The 15,903-nt window shown below is 74.1% G+C and carries 12 protein-coding genes; 8 read left to right on the top strand and 4 right to left on the bottom strand.

Going from position 1 to position 15,903, the window contains the following annotated elements:
- Positions 1-203 precede the first annotated feature (203 nt).
- From OG202_RS06295 to OG202_RS06305, 3 genes are all read left to right on the top strand, one after another.
- Positions 204-1,049 carry a glycoside hydrolase family 16 protein gene (locus OG202_RS06295; protein ID WP_328222465.1) on the top strand — a complete coding sequence of 282 codons (846 nt, stop codon included), beginning with the start codon at positions 204-206 and terminating at the stop codon, positions 1,047-1,049.
- 88 nt (positions 1,050-1,137) lie between these two features.
- Entirely contained in the window at positions 1,138-1,902 is a 765-nt protein-coding gene (locus OG202_RS06300) for an IclR family transcriptional regulator (protein ID WP_328222466.1), read from the top strand.
- A gap of 102 nt (positions 1,903-2,004) precedes the next feature.
- Positions 2,005-3,183, top strand: a complete 1,179-nt coding sequence (locus OG202_RS06305; protein ID WP_328222467.1) for a PP2C family protein-serine/threonine phosphatase — start codon at positions 2,005-2,007, stop codon at positions 3,181-3,183.
- 25 nt (positions 3,184-3,208) lie between these two features.
- On the opposite strand, the gene OG202_RS06310 is transcribed toward OG202_RS06305, so the two are convergent.
- From OG202_RS06310 to OG202_RS06320, 3 genes are all read right to left on the bottom strand, one after another.
- Entirely contained in the window at positions 3,209-4,087 is an 879-nt protein-coding gene (locus OG202_RS06310) for a GNAT family N-acetyltransferase (RefSeq protein ID WP_328222468.1), read from the bottom strand.
- Between the two features lie 51 nt (positions 4,088-4,138).
- Positions 4,139-7,534: a hypothetical protein gene (locus OG202_RS06315; RefSeq protein WP_328222469.1), complete on the bottom strand. Its 3,396-nt coding sequence runs from the start codon at positions 7,532-7,534 to the stop codon at positions 4,139-4,141.
- A 161-nt stretch (positions 7,535-7,695) separates the two neighbouring features.
- Positions 7,696-8,358, bottom strand: a complete 663-nt coding sequence (locus OG202_RS06320) for a hypothetical protein (protein WP_327731026.1) — start codon at positions 8,356-8,358, stop codon at positions 7,696-7,698.
- A 341-nt stretch (positions 8,359-8,699) separates the two neighbouring features.
- Between OG202_RS06320 and hisC the strand changes: the two genes are divergently transcribed.
- On the top strand, positions 8,700-9,746 hold the full coding sequence (hisC, locus tag OG202_RS06325) for a histidinol-phosphate transaminase (protein WP_327731025.1): 1,047 nt from the start codon (positions 8,700-8,702) through the stop codon (positions 9,744-9,746).
- A gap of 5 nt (positions 9,747-9,751) precedes the next feature.
- Positions 9,752-11,473 (top strand): aldehyde dehydrogenase family protein, encoded by a 1,722-nt coding sequence (locus OG202_RS06330; protein WP_327731024.1) that lies wholly within the window; start codon positions 9,752-9,754, stop codon positions 11,471-11,473.
- A gap of 34 nt (positions 11,474-11,507) precedes the next feature.
- Here OG202_RS06330 and OG202_RS06335 read toward each other — a convergent pair whose 3' ends face one another.
- Positions 11,508-12,008 (bottom strand): Lrp/AsnC family transcriptional regulator, encoded by a 501-nt coding sequence (locus OG202_RS06335; RefSeq protein WP_327731023.1) that lies wholly within the window; start codon positions 12,006-12,008, stop codon positions 11,508-11,510.
- Between the two features lie 120 nt (positions 12,009-12,128).
- Between OG202_RS06335 and pdhA the strand changes: the two genes are divergently transcribed.
- Genes pdhA through OG202_RS06350 form a run of 3 tightly spaced genes read left to right on the top strand, consistent with a single transcriptional unit; the run spans position 12,129 to position 15,867 of the window.
- Entirely contained in the window at positions 12,129-13,250 is a 1,122-nt protein-coding gene (gene pdhA / locus OG202_RS06340; protein WP_327731022.1) for a pyruvate dehydrogenase (acetyl-transferring) E1 component subunit alpha, read from the top strand.
- A gap of 5 nt (positions 13,251-13,255) precedes the next feature.
- Positions 13,256-14,275: an alpha-ketoacid dehydrogenase subunit beta gene (locus tag OG202_RS06345; protein ID WP_327731021.1), complete on the top strand. Its 1,020-nt coding sequence runs from the start codon at positions 13,256-13,258 to the stop codon at positions 14,273-14,275.
- Positions 14,272-15,867 (top strand): dihydrolipoamide acetyltransferase family protein, encoded by a 1,596-nt coding sequence (locus tag OG202_RS06350; RefSeq protein WP_328222470.1) that lies wholly within the window; start codon positions 14,272-14,274, stop codon positions 15,865-15,867. The genes OG202_RS06345 and OG202_RS06350 overlap by 4 nt, the downstream gene beginning before the upstream one ends.
- The last annotated feature ends 36 nt before the right edge of the window (positions 15,868-15,903 follow it).

A 15,903-nucleotide genomic window follows, 5' to 3' on the forward strand; every position in this document is an offset into this window, starting at 1 on the left:
CTTCGGCACCGCGGAGCCGGAACCGGAGCCGGAGTCGGACCCTCCGGTAGGCCCCCCGTTCCGGGGATGGCGCCGGACCGGCCCCACGGTCAGGATGCTCCCTCGCACCACCCATCCCGCAGTGGGTCAAAGGGGGCTTTCCGATGGGTTCGCACGCGGCACCGAAACGTCGTGGACGCGCACTGTGGCCATCCACGAGTCTCATGCTCCTGGTGGCTCTGCTCGGTGTTCCGCGGGCCGAGGGAGCGCCCGTGTCGGCCGACGCCTGCCGCGCCTCGGGCACCGACCTGCCCCGAGGCGACTGCGGGCCCTTCTGGCAGGTCCTCGCGGAGGACTTCGACGGCGACCGGGTGCCGCTCGGCGCGTTCGGCGACTGCGATCACCGGGTCGATACGTCCGCCGCGTACTGCGGAGGCCTGCGCGGCACGTACCGTGACAACTGGTGGGCCTATCCGACCGGTTGGCGCGACACGGCGAACGACCGGGGCCGGGACGTCGTGGGCGTCTACCACCCGGAGGACACCGTGAGCGTGGGTCCTGCGGAGAACGGCGACGGCAGGATGTACATCCGGATGTGGCGGCCCGCCGACGGGGGTCCCGTGCACGCTGCCGCAGTGGTACCTCGTGCCGTCATGCAGATGAGGTACGGCAAGTACAGCGCCCGTATCAAGGTGACGAAGCTCGCTCCGGGATACAAGTCCGCCTGGCTGCACTACGGCGGGGGCTGCGAGATGGATCATCCCGAGGGCGAGTGGACCGGCGACCTCACCGCCTTCCACCATCCCTGCGGCGGCGGCGAGCAGAGCTACTTCCCCGGAAGCGACGACTGGACCGAGTGGCACACCGTGTCGACGGAGTGGACGCCCGGACAGGTGCGCTTCTTCGTGGACGGCCGGCAAGTGGGTCACGACACCCGGGACGTGCCGGACCGGCCCCTGTCCTGGGTACTGCAGAACGAGAGCGCCCTGCAGGGGCCGGGCGCGGCTCCGGGCAGCAGCGCCCAACTCGACATCACCTGGGTCGCCGCCTACGCCTACGGGTGGAAGTGACCGTCCCGCCTGTACGAGGAGCCGCGCGAGCACCGGGCCCCGCCGGGCGGCGCTTGCCCGTGCCGCGCGCCCGGCGCACGCTGGTCCTATGGCTGAGCACGAAGGCCCCGGCCCCACGCTCATCACCTCCGTGCAGCGGGCCTTCCGCCTGCTGGAGGCGGTGAGCGCGCACGAGAACGGCGCGCCGGCGAAACAGCTGGCACGCGAGACGGAGCTGCCCCTCGCCACCGCCTATCACCTGCTGCGGACCCTGGTGCACGACGGCTATCTGCGGAAGCTGGGCGACGGCGGGTTCGTCCTGGGCGACAAGGTGCAGACGCTGCACACCACGGGCCGGGGACAGGCGCTGCTCAGCCGGGTCCGTCCGACGCTCGCCGCGCTGCGCGACGAGCTGACCAGCGCCGCCTACCTCACCTTCTACGAGGACGGCGAGATCCGGGTCGCCGAGATCGTCGACAGCGCACGCGCTCCCCGGGTCGATCTCTGGGTGGGGTTCGAGGACGCCGGGCACGCGACCGCGCTGGGCAAGTCGGTGCTGCGCGAGCTGGACGAGGACTCCCGCAAGGACTATCTCTCCCGGCACCGGCTGGCCGATCTCACCCCGCGGACCATCACCGACGCCCCGGAACTGCTCCGGCGACTGGACTCCTCCCCCGTCGCGCCGGCCGTCACGGACCTGGAGGAGTACGCCCTCGGCACGGTCTGCATCGCGGTGCCCGTGTACAGCGGGGACACGCTCGGCTCGCTCGGTGTGTCGCTGCGGGCGGACCGGCTCTCCCGGCTCGAGGAGGTCCGGGCGCGGCTGCTCCCGACCGCGAACCGCGTGACCAGGGGCCTGTCACTCACTATCTGAAAATCGTCTCCTTGTGGTGCCCGACCCCATCCCCTTTCCTGGATCAAACGGACAATTCCGGAGCGCGAGCTCCACGCACAGGTGAGGACTGCGGGCACAGACATGAGTCACACCCGAGAGCGCGGCATCGACCACGGGTCGGTCCCGCCGTCCAGGAAACGAGCGGCCGCCCCGGGGACGGTGGCCCGCCATCGCGTCGCCGCGCAGCTGGCCTCCCGTACGCCCGTCCTGCCCGTGCTGATCGTTTCGGTCATCGTGGCCGTCGGCCTCCCCGGCGGAGCCGGGCTGACCTGGCTGCCGCTGCTGGCCGCGGGGCCCGCGCTGGCCGCCACCACCAGCGGGCCGCACGGGGTCCTCTGCGTCGGCCTCCTCGCCGGGGGGCTGGGCACGCTGCTCGGCGTCCACGGCGGGGCGCCGGGCCGCGAGCTGGCCGCCGTACTGTCCGCCCTGCTGGCCGTCACCCTGGCCAGTGGACTGGCCAGCGCGTTGCGGGGGCGGCGCGAGCGGGTGCTCGCGGCCGTCCGCTCGGTCGCCGAGGCCGCCCAGCACGCGCTTCTCCAGCCCGTACCGGCGACCGTCGGCCCGTTCCAGGTGGCCGTCCGGTACAGCGCCGCCGCCGCGGAGGCCCGTATCGGCGGAGATCTCTACGCGCTGGTGCCCACCCCGTACGGGGTGCGGCTGATCGTCGGCGATGTACGCGGCAAGGGGCTGCCCGCGGTGGGGGTCGCCGCCCTGGTGGTCGGGGTCTTCCGCGAGGCGGCGTACGAGGAGCCCGACCTGCTCGCCGTCGTCGACCGGATCGAGCGGAGTCTGGCGCGCAACCTCCGCTGCGACGACTTCGTCACCGCCGTGATCGCCGGACACCCTCGGCCGGGACGGCTGGAGCTGGTCAACTGCGGGCACGCGCCGCCGCTGCTGGTGCGCGGCTCCGGAGTCGTACCGGTGGAGCCCGCCCGTCCGGCCCCGCCCCTCGGGCTGCGCGCCCTCACGGGCGAGACCCCCGGCCTCCAGACGCTGCCCTTCGGCGACGGTGATCAGCTGCTGCTCTACACCGACGGCGTCACGGAGGCACGCGACCGCGACCGCGCGTTCTACCCGCTCACGGAGCGGCTGGCACGCCACCTGTCCGACGAGCCGGCCCACACCCTCACGGCCCTCCACGACGAGTTGCTCGAGCATGTGGGCGGCCGACTGCACGACGACGCGGCCCTGCTCATGCTCCGCAAACCGACCACTCCCGAAGCAGCCTTGGCCGGGTGCGGCGCCCAGCCGCAGCCGTGACCCCGGATGTTCCCACCCGGGGTTCTCAACGGGCTTTCGCCCCGGCGTACGAGAAGTCGTACACGGCGAAGTCGGTGACCGGAACGTATCCGATGCGCCGATAGAGGGCGTTGCTGGTGGGGTTGGCCAGGTCGGCGAACAGCAGGACCTCTGTCGCGCCGGCCGCCAGCGCGGCGCGGCTCACCTCGGCCGTCACGGCGCCCGCGTAGCCGCGACCGCGTAGAGGGGCCGGGGTGTAGACGGGCGTCACCCTGATCTGGCCGGCGGTCATCGGGGTCATGCCCGCCATGGAGACAGGAGTGCCGTCCGGGGTCTCCCAGAACGTGACGTGGCTGTCCGCGAAGCGGTCGGCCGCCCGGGAGCCGGCGTCGGCGACGGGGGCCTCTGCGATGTCGGCGGCGAACTCGTGGTGCCAGCGGACGAGTCGGTCGCGGTCCTGCTCGCCCGCGACCCGGCTCCGGCCCTCCGGGAGCGGCCGCGGCGGGGTGAGCGTGCCGAGGCGGTACAGGCGCTGCCGTTCGCGGAGCTCCGGCGTCGCGCCGGTGTGCCGCTGCCAGGCCCGGGCGAAGGCGGTGGCGGTGGCGTGGTCCGCGCCGACACCGGGGAGGGGGTGGCCGAGGCCGGAGAGACGGGCGGCGAGGGTGTCGGCCTGCTCGGGCGTGAGCGGGGTGAGGCTCAGACGGTGGGGCGGGGTGCGGAAGAAGGTGGCGCGGACCTCGCCCGCTCGCTCCAGCCGGCCGAAGACGGGCGCCCCGGCGCCGTACGCATCCGCCCCGCGGGTGCGCAGTGTCTCGGTGACCGTCAGCTGCACGGTGTGCGGGGCGGGGCGCGAGCGCAGGAAGTCTCCGGCTCGGGCGAGGAAGTCGTCGAGGTCCTCGGTGAGGTGCCAGTCGTCCGGGTTCATGCTTCATGGTTCCTCAAGCCACGGGGACGCGTCCCGTCCCGGCGCCGAGGGTCATTCGTTCTCCGTCGTGGTCCTGTACGCCTCGTGGCGTACGTCGGCGTTCGCGTGTCCGCGGAGCAGACGCACCAGGGACCGCCACTCCTCGGGCCAGCCGAGGGCGGGGCCCGTTCCCTTCACCAGGCCGACCGCCAGCAGGCCCGTCGCGGTGCCGCCGTCGTGGGCGAAACGGTCGGCCGCGGTCAACAGGGCCTCGGCGCGCCCTGGATGGGCGCGGTACGCGGAGAACGTCCGCAGTCGGTCGGACGCGTGGACCGCGACGGTCACCCCGCCATCCTCGAGTGCGTCCGCGAAGGCCCGCAGCCATTCGAGCAGAGCGGTCGGCTCCACGGCGCGGTCGACCAACTGGCCCAGCACGTGGGCGCGTTCCGCCGCCAGCAGGGGTTCCGGCGCCAGCTGTTCCGCGACCGCTTCGAGCAACTCGGGGCGCACGCGGTCGACGTAGCCGAACGACGTCAGGGCCCGGAGCCGCTGCAGCGCCGGCAGGTCCCGGCCCTCCAGCGCGTCACAGCCGCCTTCCGGCGTGTGCATCGCGGCCAGCAACTCGGCCACCGTGCCATGGAACACACTGCCCGGCGCGGCACCGCCGAGGGGATGCGGCAGCTCGGACACGGCCAGGTCGCGCAGCGCCCACCCCGCGAACTGCCAGTGCCTACGGTCGCCGAGGTCGCGGACGGTGCCGGAGATACGGTCGGCCAGTTCGGGGGCGTAGCGGCACCACACCCCCATGGCGCGCAGCCGGGCATAGGCGCTCCCGAAGCCCTCGGTGAGCGCGAGGGAGGTGTCGTACGCCGCGAGGACGACGGCGGCGTAGGCGCGGCGGTGCGTCTCGGCCAACTCCCAGGGGGTGACGGCCAGGAGGGCATCGTGCACGGGCCGGGCGTCGTCGCGTGCGACGTCCTCGAGCAGGTGCCGGGCCTCGGGCTCGCCGAGCAGCGGTGGCAGGGCACGGACGACGGCGGCCCGCACGTCCGGGTGGCGGTCGGGGGCCCGGAAGGTCCGCGCCAGCAGGGCCACGGCCCGCCGGGGTGGCAGGAAGCGGGCGGCGAGCCGTACGGCCTCCTTGCGGGAGGTCACCTTCGCGGGCCGCTCCCCGGTGAGCAACGCGCCCAGCGCGAGGGCGAGTTCGGACGGGGCGGTGAAGCGGGCGGCGCGGGCGGCCGCGTACACGGCGACCCGGGCCCGGTCGCCGCCCGCGTGCTCCAGCAGCGCGGGCAGGGTCTCGTGGGGCCGGTCGGTCCAGGGCAGCGCGCCGAGCGCCGCCTCGGCGACGACCACCTCCGCGTCGTCCGTGTGCGCGAGCGCCAGGGCCCGCCCGAACTCGGGCACCGGGGCCGCGGCCCGGATCAGGGCGGCCCGTTCGTCGAGCGGAAGCGAATCGTCCGCGACCGTCTGTCCGGCCAGCCGGACCGTGGCCCGCTGCTGGCGGGGCAGCCAGCGGTCGCTGTCGCCGAGGTCCGGCAGCGGGCGCCGGGCCCCGTCCACCAGGAAGCGGCCGTACGGCGGGGTCTCGTCGAGCAGTGTGTCCAGCAGATCCGTGCGCCGCCGGGTCAGCACCCGCCGTACGGCCGGGAGGACGACCGACGACGGTTCGAGCGCGACGATCCTGGCGACCCGCTCGTCCCGGGTCGCCGGTGCGGCCAGCCACAGCTCGGCCGCCGTCCGGAACGTCTCGTCGTCGCCGCGTTCCAGGGCCGTGGCCAGCCTGTCCTGCAGTTCGGGCAGCCGCCGGGCGCGCGGTCCCAGCGCGGCGGCCAGGCCCAGCAGCAGCCGGAAGTCGGCCCGCCCCGCGCCGGCGTCGAGCCAGGGGCGCAGCGCTTCGAGCACCTGGTGTTCCTGGCCCCGCCGCAGGACGCGGTGCAGCGGGCCGAAGTCGGGGACGCCGACCCGGCTCGTGATGCCCTCCAGGGTGCGCAGGGCCCAGTGCCGCAGGGCCGTCTCGTCGTCCGTGGCGTGCTCGACGAACAGTCGTACGGCGAGCGTGCGCAGCGCCGCCAGGGTGCCGGCCGAACTGTCCCGTGCCTCCAGGGCGTCGGCGGCGATCCTGTCCAGCAGGGGAGCGTGTCCGGAGCCGAACAGCCGAGGGTGCGCTTCGGCGAGTGCGCCGAGCGCCGCGGCGCGTACCGGGTCCCGGTCGTTGCGCAGGCGGCGGCCCGCCGTGGTCAGCACTTCGCCGACGGCCTCGCGGCTGCCGTCGCGGGCGGCGCAGGCCACGAACAGCGGCCAGGCGGCGGCCCGGTCGTCCGCGTCGGACCGCCCGATCGCGGCGAGCAGCTCGGAGCGTGCCTCCTCGATCGGGCCGTGGGCGAGGGTGTCCAGGTCGTCCCACCAGTAGTCGGTGCCGTCGAACTCGGCCGCCGCCCTCCGCACTTCCGCCCAGCGACGCTCGCGGGGCAGCAGGTCGAGAACGAGCAGTGCCGGCTCTCCCGTGGTCCCGCCGCCGATGACGGCGTCCACGAACGCGGGGCGCCGACCGGGTGCCATGGCCTTCACCAGTGCGGTGAAGTGGCCGCCCCGGTTCAGCCAGTGACGGCCGAGCGCGGTCAGCGACGCGGGCTCGGCCCGCACGAGCCTGTGCAGGACTCCGGGCGGTGGTACCGGCTCGTGGCGCTGTTCCTGGCGGTCGGGGGAGGTGATCCAGCGGATCACGCGTTCGGCATCGGCGGTGACCAGCGGGCCGAGTGCGTTGTTCAGCGCGGGCGGCAGGCTGTAGGGGCCGTGCCGTTCCAGCAGGGTCAGCAGCCGCTCGGGGCGCAGCCGGGCGAGCGCCGCGGCCGTGGTGGCGTGCAGGCGCCACCAGGCGTCCCGCCGCTGTCCGTCGGCCCGGTCGGCCAGGGTCTTCTCCGCGTGGTCGAGCACCGCGTCGGGGTGTCGGCACGCGAGCCGCGTCCAGCCGTCGACGGCGTGCGCCAGTCCCGGCAACTCCCTGGCCACGAACGGGGTGGAGCAGGCCGGCAGCAGCCGTGCGGCCTCGGCGTCGCCCCACTCCGCGCGCAGTCGCGCCACCAGCCGCTCGGCGAGTGCGCCGCGGCCTCCCGAGGCGAGCAGACGGGCCAGGTGCTGCCGCAGCACGGCCGGTGCGTCGTCGTACGCCGCCTCCACCGCCCGGTCCGGCACGGGCAGGTCACGTGCGGCGCGCCACGCGTACCCGGCGACGACCGGGTCCGGGTCTGCCAGCCGCTCCGCCAGGAACCCCGCGTCCCGCCCGACGAGGGCCGCCAGCGCCGCGAGCCGCCGCTCGTACGGTCCGCGCCCGTCCAGCTCGGTCAGGAGCGGGGCGAGCGTGCCGTCGTCCGCGAGGCTGCTGGCGGTCCGCGCCGTCAGGGTGAGGCGCGCGGGGAACGGCAGCGGTTCGAGGGCGGACAGCAGTTGCTCCGCGGTGGTCGGCATCCGCCGATTCTGCCCGGCAAGATCCGTTCATGCGATCGATTAAGTACGGACGGGACGAGACGGGACGAGACGCGCCGGCGGGTTCCCGCGCCGAGCGTGCGGCTGCCGCACGCTCGGCACACCTGGCCGGGGTCGCGGGCGACCACCCGGTCCGGACCGCGTCACGGATGGTTGATGTTCCAGGCCGTCGAGCCGGCGGGTGAGGGGCTGGTGGTCGACCGGCCCGCGTCGCACGGCGCGGAGTCCTGCGGCGGGAGCAGGCGGTACGCGCCGATCCGCGCCGTCCCGAACCGCACGTCCGTTTCCCCGGAAGTGGCCAAGTCCCTCGTCGTCCACGGCAGTTCCCCGTCGGCCAGGGGCGCGCCCGGGTACGCCGCCACAAGGACCCGGGTGCAGCTGCCGTCCTGTCCGGCGGGAAGGCCGGCGGGGAATCCGACGGTGCGGGCCCTGCTCCCGTCCGTGGACAGCCGGTAGCGCATGACGAACGACGTCTCCGTTCCCGTCGTCGTGGCCGTGAGGGTCCAGAACTCGACCTGCACGGCGAGCGGTTGGCACAGCACCCGGACATCGCCGGTGCGCCCCGCACGGACGACGACCGATGCCTTGTCGTAGGACGGGTCCGCCACGTCGGCGGCCGTCCCGCGAAAGGCCACCGCGGTTCGCAACCACGCGGCCCGCTCCCGTTGCGACCAGTGGCCGTTGTCGCGGCAGCCGTCGTCCTGCGCGCCCGCGGACTCCTTCGAGCAGCCGACCGCGAGCAGCGTGAGAGCCGCCGCGCACGCCGTCAGGGCTCCGTGGCGGAGGCGGGTCCGGGTGCTGTGCATGGTCTCCCTCGATCGGAACGGGCGGGCCGCGGACATCGCGCGGCTCGAGCGGCGAGGAGTCTGCCGGTGCGCTGTCCGCGGCGGGGGTGCCGACGGCCCGCTGTGTCCATCCCGTGATCAAGAAGGTGACCGGCGTCCGGCGGAGGGCCTGCCGTCCGTCTCGTGCCGACGGCCCCGCGGGGCTCACCCGAAGACGGTTTGCCGATCACCTGCTTCGATTTCGGCGATTCGTAGCCGAATTCGCCAAACAGTTGAGCGCCTGTCGTCCTCTCTTCACGATTCCCCTGTCAAGTGCCCGACGGCCAGGCCTCGGGCCCCAGCGCTGCAGAAGCGAGTCCAGCATGGTGCGTGTCCGTGCGTCCCTGTCCCAGCTGCCCGCCTACGTCCCGGGCCGCAAATCGCCCGGAGCCATCGTGCTGGCCAGCAACGAGTCTCCGTACGGGTTGCTGCCGGGGGTGGCCGAAACCCTCGCGGAGGCCGCCGGCGGGGTGTCGCGTTACCCCGATCTGCACGCCGCCCCGCTCGTCGAGGCCCTGGCCGCGCACCACGGGGTCGAGCCGGACCGGATCGCGGTGGGCGCCGGATCCTCCGAGGTGTGCGGGCAGCTGCTGCACACGGTCGTCGGCCCCGGTGACGAGGTGGTCTTCGGCTGGCGGTCGTTCGAGGCGTACCCGATCCTCACCGCCGTCGCGGGCGGCACGGCCGTACGGGTGCCGCTGCGCGACCACGCACTCGACCTGGACGCGATGGCCTCGGCGATCACCTCGCGGACCCGGCTGGTCTTCGTGTGCAACCCCAACAACCCGACCTCCACGGCTGTCGGCGCGCGGGCCCTGACCGACTTCGCGGACCGGGTGCCGCGGGACGTGCTGATCGTCGTCGACGAGGCCTACCGCGAGTACGCCGATCCCGACCGGGTCCCCGACGGCCTCGCCCTGCTCGGCGACCGGCCGAACGTGGCGGTGCTGCGGACCTTCTCGAAGGCGTACGGACTGGCGGGGCTGCGGGTCGGCTACTGCGTCGCGCCGCCCGGGATCGCCGCGCACGTGCGCCGCACGCAGGTGCCGTTCAGTGTCAGCGCCCTCGCCCAGCGGGCCGCCGTCGTCGCCCTCGGCGAGGGCGCGGAGGTCGCCCGGCGGGCCGACCTGACGGTCGCCGAACGCGACCGGGTCACCGCACGGCTGCGCGCGCTGGGCCACGAGGTGCCCGACTCCCAGTCCAACTTCGTCTGGCTGCCGCTCGGCGAGGACAGCGCGGACTTCGCCCTGCGCTGCCTGGACGGGAAGATCGTGGTCCGCCCGTTCCCCGGGGAGGGCGTCCGGGTGACGATCGGGCTGCCGGACGAGAACGACGCCCTGCTCGCGCTCGCCGCGATCCGGAGAGGCTGACGGCCGTGCGCCCCGGTCCCTACGAGCGGCACCGCGAGCTGCTCGACGATGTCGTCGGTGCCCTCGCCGCCGGTGAGTGCCGTCGCCCCTTCACCGAGGCGACCGGTCAGGACGCGGCCGACGCGGGCATGAGGTCCACCCGCACCGCGGGGAAGGTGTTCCGCTCGCTGCTGGGACGGCCCTTCGTTCTGGGGCAGCCCGGCGCACTCGGGCAGGTGCGCACGGAGTCGTCGCCGTACGGCGTCGCGCTGGCCATCGCCTACCCGCGCTGCGATCCCGCGGAGCTGGTCGCGGCGGCCGGGCGGGCGGCGGCAGGCTGGCGGGCCGCCGGGACGTACGAGCGCGCCGGGCTGGCCGTGGAGATCCTGCGCCGGCTCAACACCCGTAGCCACGAGCTGGCCCTCGCCGTGCACCACACGACCGGCCAGCCGTTGCACGCGGCGTTCCGGGCCGCCGGGCCACGGGCCCAGGACCGTGCTCTGGAGGCCGTGGCCCAGGCGCTCGCCGAGTCGGAACGCGTCCCGGCCGACCTGCGGTGGGAGAGCGCCGAGCGGGGTGGGCGGCCGCTGGCGCTGCGGGGCACCTGCACCCTGGTGCCCCGCGGGGTGTCCCTGCTCGTCGGCTGTCCCGACTTCCCGCTCTGGAACGGGTATCCGGCCCTGTTCGCGGGCCTGGTGACCGGCAATCCCGTCGTCGTGGCCCCCCATCCGCGCTCGGTCCTGCCGCTGGCGATCACTGTTCTGGTCGCGCGCCAGGTGCTGGCGGAGGCCGGCCACGACCCGAACGTGGTCACCCTGGCGGTGGCCGAACCGGAGCGGCGGGTGCACCGGCGGCTGGCCACCGACCCGGCGGTGCGCATCGTCGACTTCACCGGCTCGGCACGCTTCGCCGACTGGTTGGAGCGACACGCCCGCCAGGCCGCCGTGTTCGCCAACCGGACGGGGCTGAACACCGTGGTCGTGGACTCCACCGACGACTACCGGGGCCTGGTGCGGGGCCTCGCCCTCTCCTCGTGCCTGTGCAGCGGCACGGTACGCACCACACCGCAGAACATCCTGGTGCCGGAGCGGGGCTTTCCCACCGACGAGGGGCACAGGACGCTGCGGGACCTCGGGGCCGACCTCGGTGACGCCGTGGACCGGCTGCTCGGGCATCCCGCACGCGCGGCGCGGGTGCTGGGCGCGATCACCGCCGACGAGGTGCGCGACGCTCTGGCGGAGGCCGCGCGGTACGGCCCCGTCCTGCACGCCTCCGGACCCGTCGTCCACCCCGGGCAGACGCCCGCCGACCTGCGCAGCCCGCTGCTGGTGCGGCTGCGCGCCTCCGACGAGCCGATCTACACACGCGAGTGGCCCGGACTCGTGTCCTTCCTGGTGGGCACCGAATCGACCTCGCACAGCCTCGCCCTGCTGCGCCGCACGATGGCGCGGCACGGCGCGCTCCACGCCTCGGTGCACTCCACCGACCCGCTGGTCCTGGCGGCGGCCGAGACCGCGGCGCTGGACGCCGGGGTGCATCTGGTGGAGAACCTCGACGACCTGCCCGCCGACCCGTCCTCGGCCCGCGCCGACCTGCCGGGCGCCGGCGCCCACTTCATCACCGGACGGTTCCGCGTGGTGCGCTCGCGGCGGCACGCACCGGCGACGGCTCCCGTCCCGGCGGCCCCGGACCGGCCGACGGTCGCCGCGCGGAGCCCCGCCGCCACCGTCGCGCTGCTCGACGTGTGACCGCGAGCCGCTCGGCGTAGGACCGCGCCGGTCCTCAGTCCGTCCAGGTGGCGCCGCGCCCCCGCACCTCGTCGAAGACGAGCCAGGTGCGGGTGGAGCGCACGCCCGGCACCCCTTGGATGCTCTCCAGCACCACCTTGCGCAGCGCCAGATTGTCCGGCGCGCGCACCAGCACCAGGACGTCGAAATCGCCCGTGACGAGGGCGACATGCTCCACGTACGGGATGGCGCGCAGTTCGCGGGAGATGTCGCGCCAGGCGTTCTGGTCGATGCCCATCGTGACGTAGGCGCTGGTGCCGAGGCCGGCCCGCTGGGCGTTGAGCTGCGCGGTGAAACCGGTGATGACGTCCTCGGCCACGAGCCGGCCGATGCGCGTGTAGGCGTTGGCCCGGGAGATGTGGACCTGTTCGGCGAGGGCGCGGACCGAGATCCGGCCGTCCTGGAGGAGCCGGGTCAGGATCTGCCGGTCGATGTCGTCGAGCGGGACGGCAGTTCGTCCGGCCGCCGCCCCCTGCGGAGAGATTTCCTCGGACACTTTGCCCTCCCAGAGCTTTCCGATCGGCAATTGGTCGCCGGTTCAGCCGAGCTATTGAACACATATTCCGCAATGGCCACCATTCTCCTGTCAAGTGTCCAGAGAAAGCGAGTGCCCTCCATGTCTGTGAAGAGCCTCCGCCAGACGGTGCAGGGCCTCCTGCCGTCCCTGTCCCCGGTGCGGTTCGTGGCCGAGGACGGCACCCCGGTCGCCAGGCGGCCGGCCGACTACACCGAGCCGCCGGTCGAGGCCCTGCGGGAGGCCTGGCGGCGGATGGTGCTGGGCCGCCGGTTCGACACCCAGGCGACCGCCCTCACCAAGCAGGGCCGTCTGGCCGTCTATCCGTCCAGCCGTGGTCAGGAGGCCTGTCAGATCGGCGCCGTGCTCGCGCTGCGCCCGGACGACTGGCTGTTCCCGACCTACCGCGATTCCGTCGCCCTGGTGACCCGCGACATCGACCCGGTCGAGGTGCTGACCCTGCTGCGCGGCGACTGGCACTGCGGCTACGACCCCGCCGCCACCCGGGTCGCGCCCCAGTGCACCCCGCTGGCCACCCAGGTCCTGCACGCGACCGGCATGGCCGAGTCCCTGCGCCGCAAGGGCGAGGACGGCGTGGCCATGGCGCTCGTCGGCGACGGGGCGACCAGCGAGGGCGACTTCCACGAGGCGCTGAACTTCGCGGCCGTCTTCCGCGCGCCGGTCGTCTTCTTCGTGCAGAACAACAAGTACGCGATCTCCGTGCCGCTGGCCCGGCAGACCGCGGCGCCCGCCCTCGCCTACAAGGGCATCGGCTACGGGGTGCGCTCCGAACAGGTCGACGGCAACGACCTGGTGGCGGTGCTGGCGGTGTTGAACGCGGCCGTCGAGCACGCCCGCGCCGGGAAGGGCCCGGTGCTGGTCGAGGCGCACACGTACCGCATGGACGCGCACACCAACGCCGACGACGCCACCCGCTACCGGGAGGACGAGGAGGTCGAGCGGTGGCGGGCCGCCGACCCGGTCGACCGGCTGGAGGCGTACCTGCGCTCGCGCGGGGCGCTCACCGACGAGGACGTGGCGGCGCTGCGGGAGGAGGCCGAGGAGCTGGCGGCGCGGGTGCGCGCCGGCATGAACGCGGACACCGTCCTGGACCCGCTGGAGCTGTTCGACCACGTCTACGCCGAGCCGACCCCGCAACTGCGCGAACAGCGTGCCCAGTTGGCGGCGGAGCTCGCCGAAACCACCCAGGCCCAGGAGGACTGACGACCATGGCCAAGGTCACGATGGCGCAGGCGCTCAACACCGCTCTGCGCGACGCGCTCCATGAGGACGAACGCGTCCTCGTCTTCGGTGAGGACGTCGGCCCGCTCGGCGGGGTGTTCCGCATCACCGACGGGCTGACCCGCGACTTCGGCGAGCAGCGCTGCTTCGACACCCCGCTCGCGGAGGCCGGCATCGTCGGGCTGGCGGTCGGCATGGCGATGGGCGGGTTCCGGCCCGTGGTGGAGATGCAGTTCGACGCCTTCGCGTACCCGGCTTTCGAGCAGATCGCCTCGCACGTCGCCAAGCTGCGCAACCGCACGCGCGGGCGGGTCAACCTGCCGATGGTGATCCGCGTCCCCTACGCCGGCGGCATCGGCGGAGTGGAGCACCACTGCGACTCCAGCGAGGCCTATTACGCGCACACGCCCGGCCTGAAGGTGGTCACCCCGGCCACGGCCGAGGACGCTTACTGGCTGCTGCGGGACGCGGTGGCCGACCCTGATCCGGTGGTGTTCCTGGAGCCGAAGAAGCTGTACTGGTCGCGCGAGGACACCGACCTTCTCACCCGTGGGGCGCTGCCGTTCGGGCGGGCGGCGATCCGGCGGGCGGGGCGGGACGCCACCGTCATCGCGTACGGCCCGTCGGTTCCGGTGGCCCTGGCCGCGGCCGAGGCCGCCGCCGAGGACGGGACCGAGCTGGAGGTCGTGGATCTGCGGACGCTGGTGCCCTTCGACGACGAGACCGTCACGGAGTCGGTGCGCAGGACGGGGCGCTGCGTGGTCGTGCAGGAGGCGCAGGGCTTCGCCGGGGTCGGCGCGGAGATCGCCGCCCGGGTGCAGGAGCGCTGCTTCCATTCGCTGGCCGCTCCCGTACTGCGGGTCACCGGCTTCGACATCCCGTACCCGCCGCCGAAGCTGGAGCACGCGCACCTGCCCGGCGTCGACCGGATCCTCGATGCCGTCGACCGCCTGCAGTTCTCCGACGAGCCCGACACCCGGCACCTGTCGAAGGGAGCGGTCGCATGACCACCGCGACGCTGCACGAGCAGCTGTTCCGGCTCCCCGACCTCGGCGAGGGCCTGACCGACGCGGAGATCGTGGAGTGGAAGGTCGCCGTCGGCGACACCGTGACGATCGACCAGATCGTGGTCGAGGTGGAGACCGCGAAGGCGGCGGTCGAGGTGCCGGTGCCGTACGCGGGCACGGTGCTGCGCCTGCACGCGGAGGCGGGTACGGCGCTGGGTGTGGGGGAACCGCTGATCACGGTGGGGGCGAATGCCTCCGGCGGGGGCGGCGGCACGGGTGAGCGCTCGGGCGATCCGTCGCCCGGCGTAGTCGGTACCGAGTCTCGCCGATCCGGCTCGGCGAGCGGACCGGGCGGCGGCATGGGCGAGGCCCTCGGGTCTTTGCCATCCGGCGAGCCCATGACGGGACCGGCGTCGGCCAACCCGGGCGCAGAGCGGTACCGGGAGGAAGAGCAAGCCGGATCGGGCAACGTGCTGATCGGCTACGGCACCGGACACGAACCGGCGTCGCGCCGGCGTCGCCGACGCGTGGGGGCCGCCGCGGCGCCCGCCGGGCCGGTGGCCGAGGCGACGCCGGTGATCGAGCCGCACGCTCCCCGGGTCATCTCGCCCCTCGTGCGCCGGATGGCCCGGGACCACGGGATCGACCTCACCGCGCTGACGCCGTCCGGCCCCGCCGGGGTCGTCCTTCGGCGGGACGTGGAACAGGCCGTCGCCCAGGGCGCGCGGCCCGCGGAGGTGCCGTCCGGCGGGTGGACCCGCACGGAGCCGACACCTGCGTCTCGGTCGGAACCCACGCCCGTGTCCCGGCCGGATACCGCGCCCGTCCCCCGACCGGCGCCCACGCCCGTCCCCCGACCGGGCCTCGCACCCGTGTCCCGACCGAAGAGCGTCTCGGACGGTCCCGTTCGCATCCCCCTCCGAGGCGTTCGTAAAGCCGTCGCCGACAAGCTCTCCCGCAGCCGGACCGAGATCCCCGACGCCACGACGTGGGTCGACGTGGACGCCACCGGACTGCTCCGGGCCAAGAAGGCGCTGGAGGCGGCCGAACCCGGCCGCCGGGTCGGGCTGTTGGCCCTGTTCGCCCGGATCTGCGTCGCCGGTCTGCGCCGCTACCCCGAGCTGAACTCCGCAGTCGACACCGAGCGTCGGGAGATCCTGCGCTACGACGAGGTCCACCTGGGCTTCGCCGCCCAGACCGAACGCGGGCTGGTCGTCCCCGTCGTCCGCGACGCGCACCGGCTGACGACGGTCCAACTGGCCGCCGAACTCGCCCGGTTGACGGAGCTGGCCCGGACCGGAAGCCTGCCGCCCGACCGGTTGACCGGCGGCACTTTCACCCTCAACAACTACGGCGTGCTCGGCGTCGACGGCTCCACGCCCATCATCAACCACCCGGAGGCGGCCCTCCTCGGCGTGGGCCGCATCGTCGACAAGCCCTGGGTGGTGGACGGCGCGCTCACCGTCCGCAAGGTCACGCAACTGTCGCTCAGCTTCGACCACCGCGTCTGCGACGGCGGCGTGGCCGGCGGCTTCCTGCGCTTCGTGGCCGACTGCGTGGAACGCCCGGCGATCCTGCTCGCCGACGTCTGATCCGACCCGCCTCCCCTCCGCCGTGCCCCCTACCCG

Origin of the sequence: Streptomyces sp. NBC_00310 (assembly GCF_036208085.1) — a bacterium.
Taxonomy (GTDB): domain Bacteria; phylum Actinomycetota; class Actinomycetes; order Streptomycetales; family Streptomycetaceae; genus Streptomyces.

Excerpts from the sequence above, each read along its gene's own strand:
- OG202_RS06295 (WP_328222465.1), top strand. The coding sequence starts at position 204 with ATGCTCCTGGTGGCTCTGCTCGGTGTTCCGCGGGCCGAGGGAGCGCCC.
- OG202_RS06300 (WP_328222466.1), top strand. The coding sequence starts at position 1,138 with ATGGCTGAGCACGAAGGCCCCGGCCCCACGCTCATCACCTCCGTGCAG.
- OG202_RS06305 (WP_328222467.1), top strand. The coding sequence starts at position 2,005 with ATGAGTCACACCCGAGAGCGCGGCATCGACCACGGGTCGGTCCCGCCG.
- OG202_RS06310 (WP_328222468.1), bottom strand. The coding sequence starts at position 4,087 with ATGAACCCGGACGACTGGCACCTCACCGAGGACCTCGACGACTTCCTC.
- OG202_RS06315 (WP_328222469.1), bottom strand. The coding sequence starts at position 7,534 with ATGCCGACCACCGCGGAGCAACTGCTGTCCGCCCTCGAACCGCTGCCG.
- OG202_RS06320 (WP_327731026.1), bottom strand. The coding sequence starts at position 8,358 with ATGCACAGCACCCGGACCCGCCTCCGCCACGGAGCCCTGACGGCGTGC.
- hisC (WP_327731025.1), top strand. The coding sequence starts at position 8,700 with ATGGTGCGTGTCCGTGCGTCCCTGTCCCAGCTGCCCGCCTACGTCCCG.
- pdhA (WP_327731022.1), top strand. The coding sequence starts at position 12,129 with ATGTCTGTGAAGAGCCTCCGCCAGACGGTGCAGGGCCTCCTGCCGTCC.
- OG202_RS06345 (WP_327731021.1), top strand. The coding sequence starts at position 13,256 with ATGGCCAAGGTCACGATGGCGCAGGCGCTCAACACCGCTCTGCGCGAC.
- OG202_RS06350 (WP_328222470.1), top strand. The coding sequence starts at position 14,272 with ATGACCACCGCGACGCTGCACGAGCAGCTGTTCCGGCTCCCCGACCTC.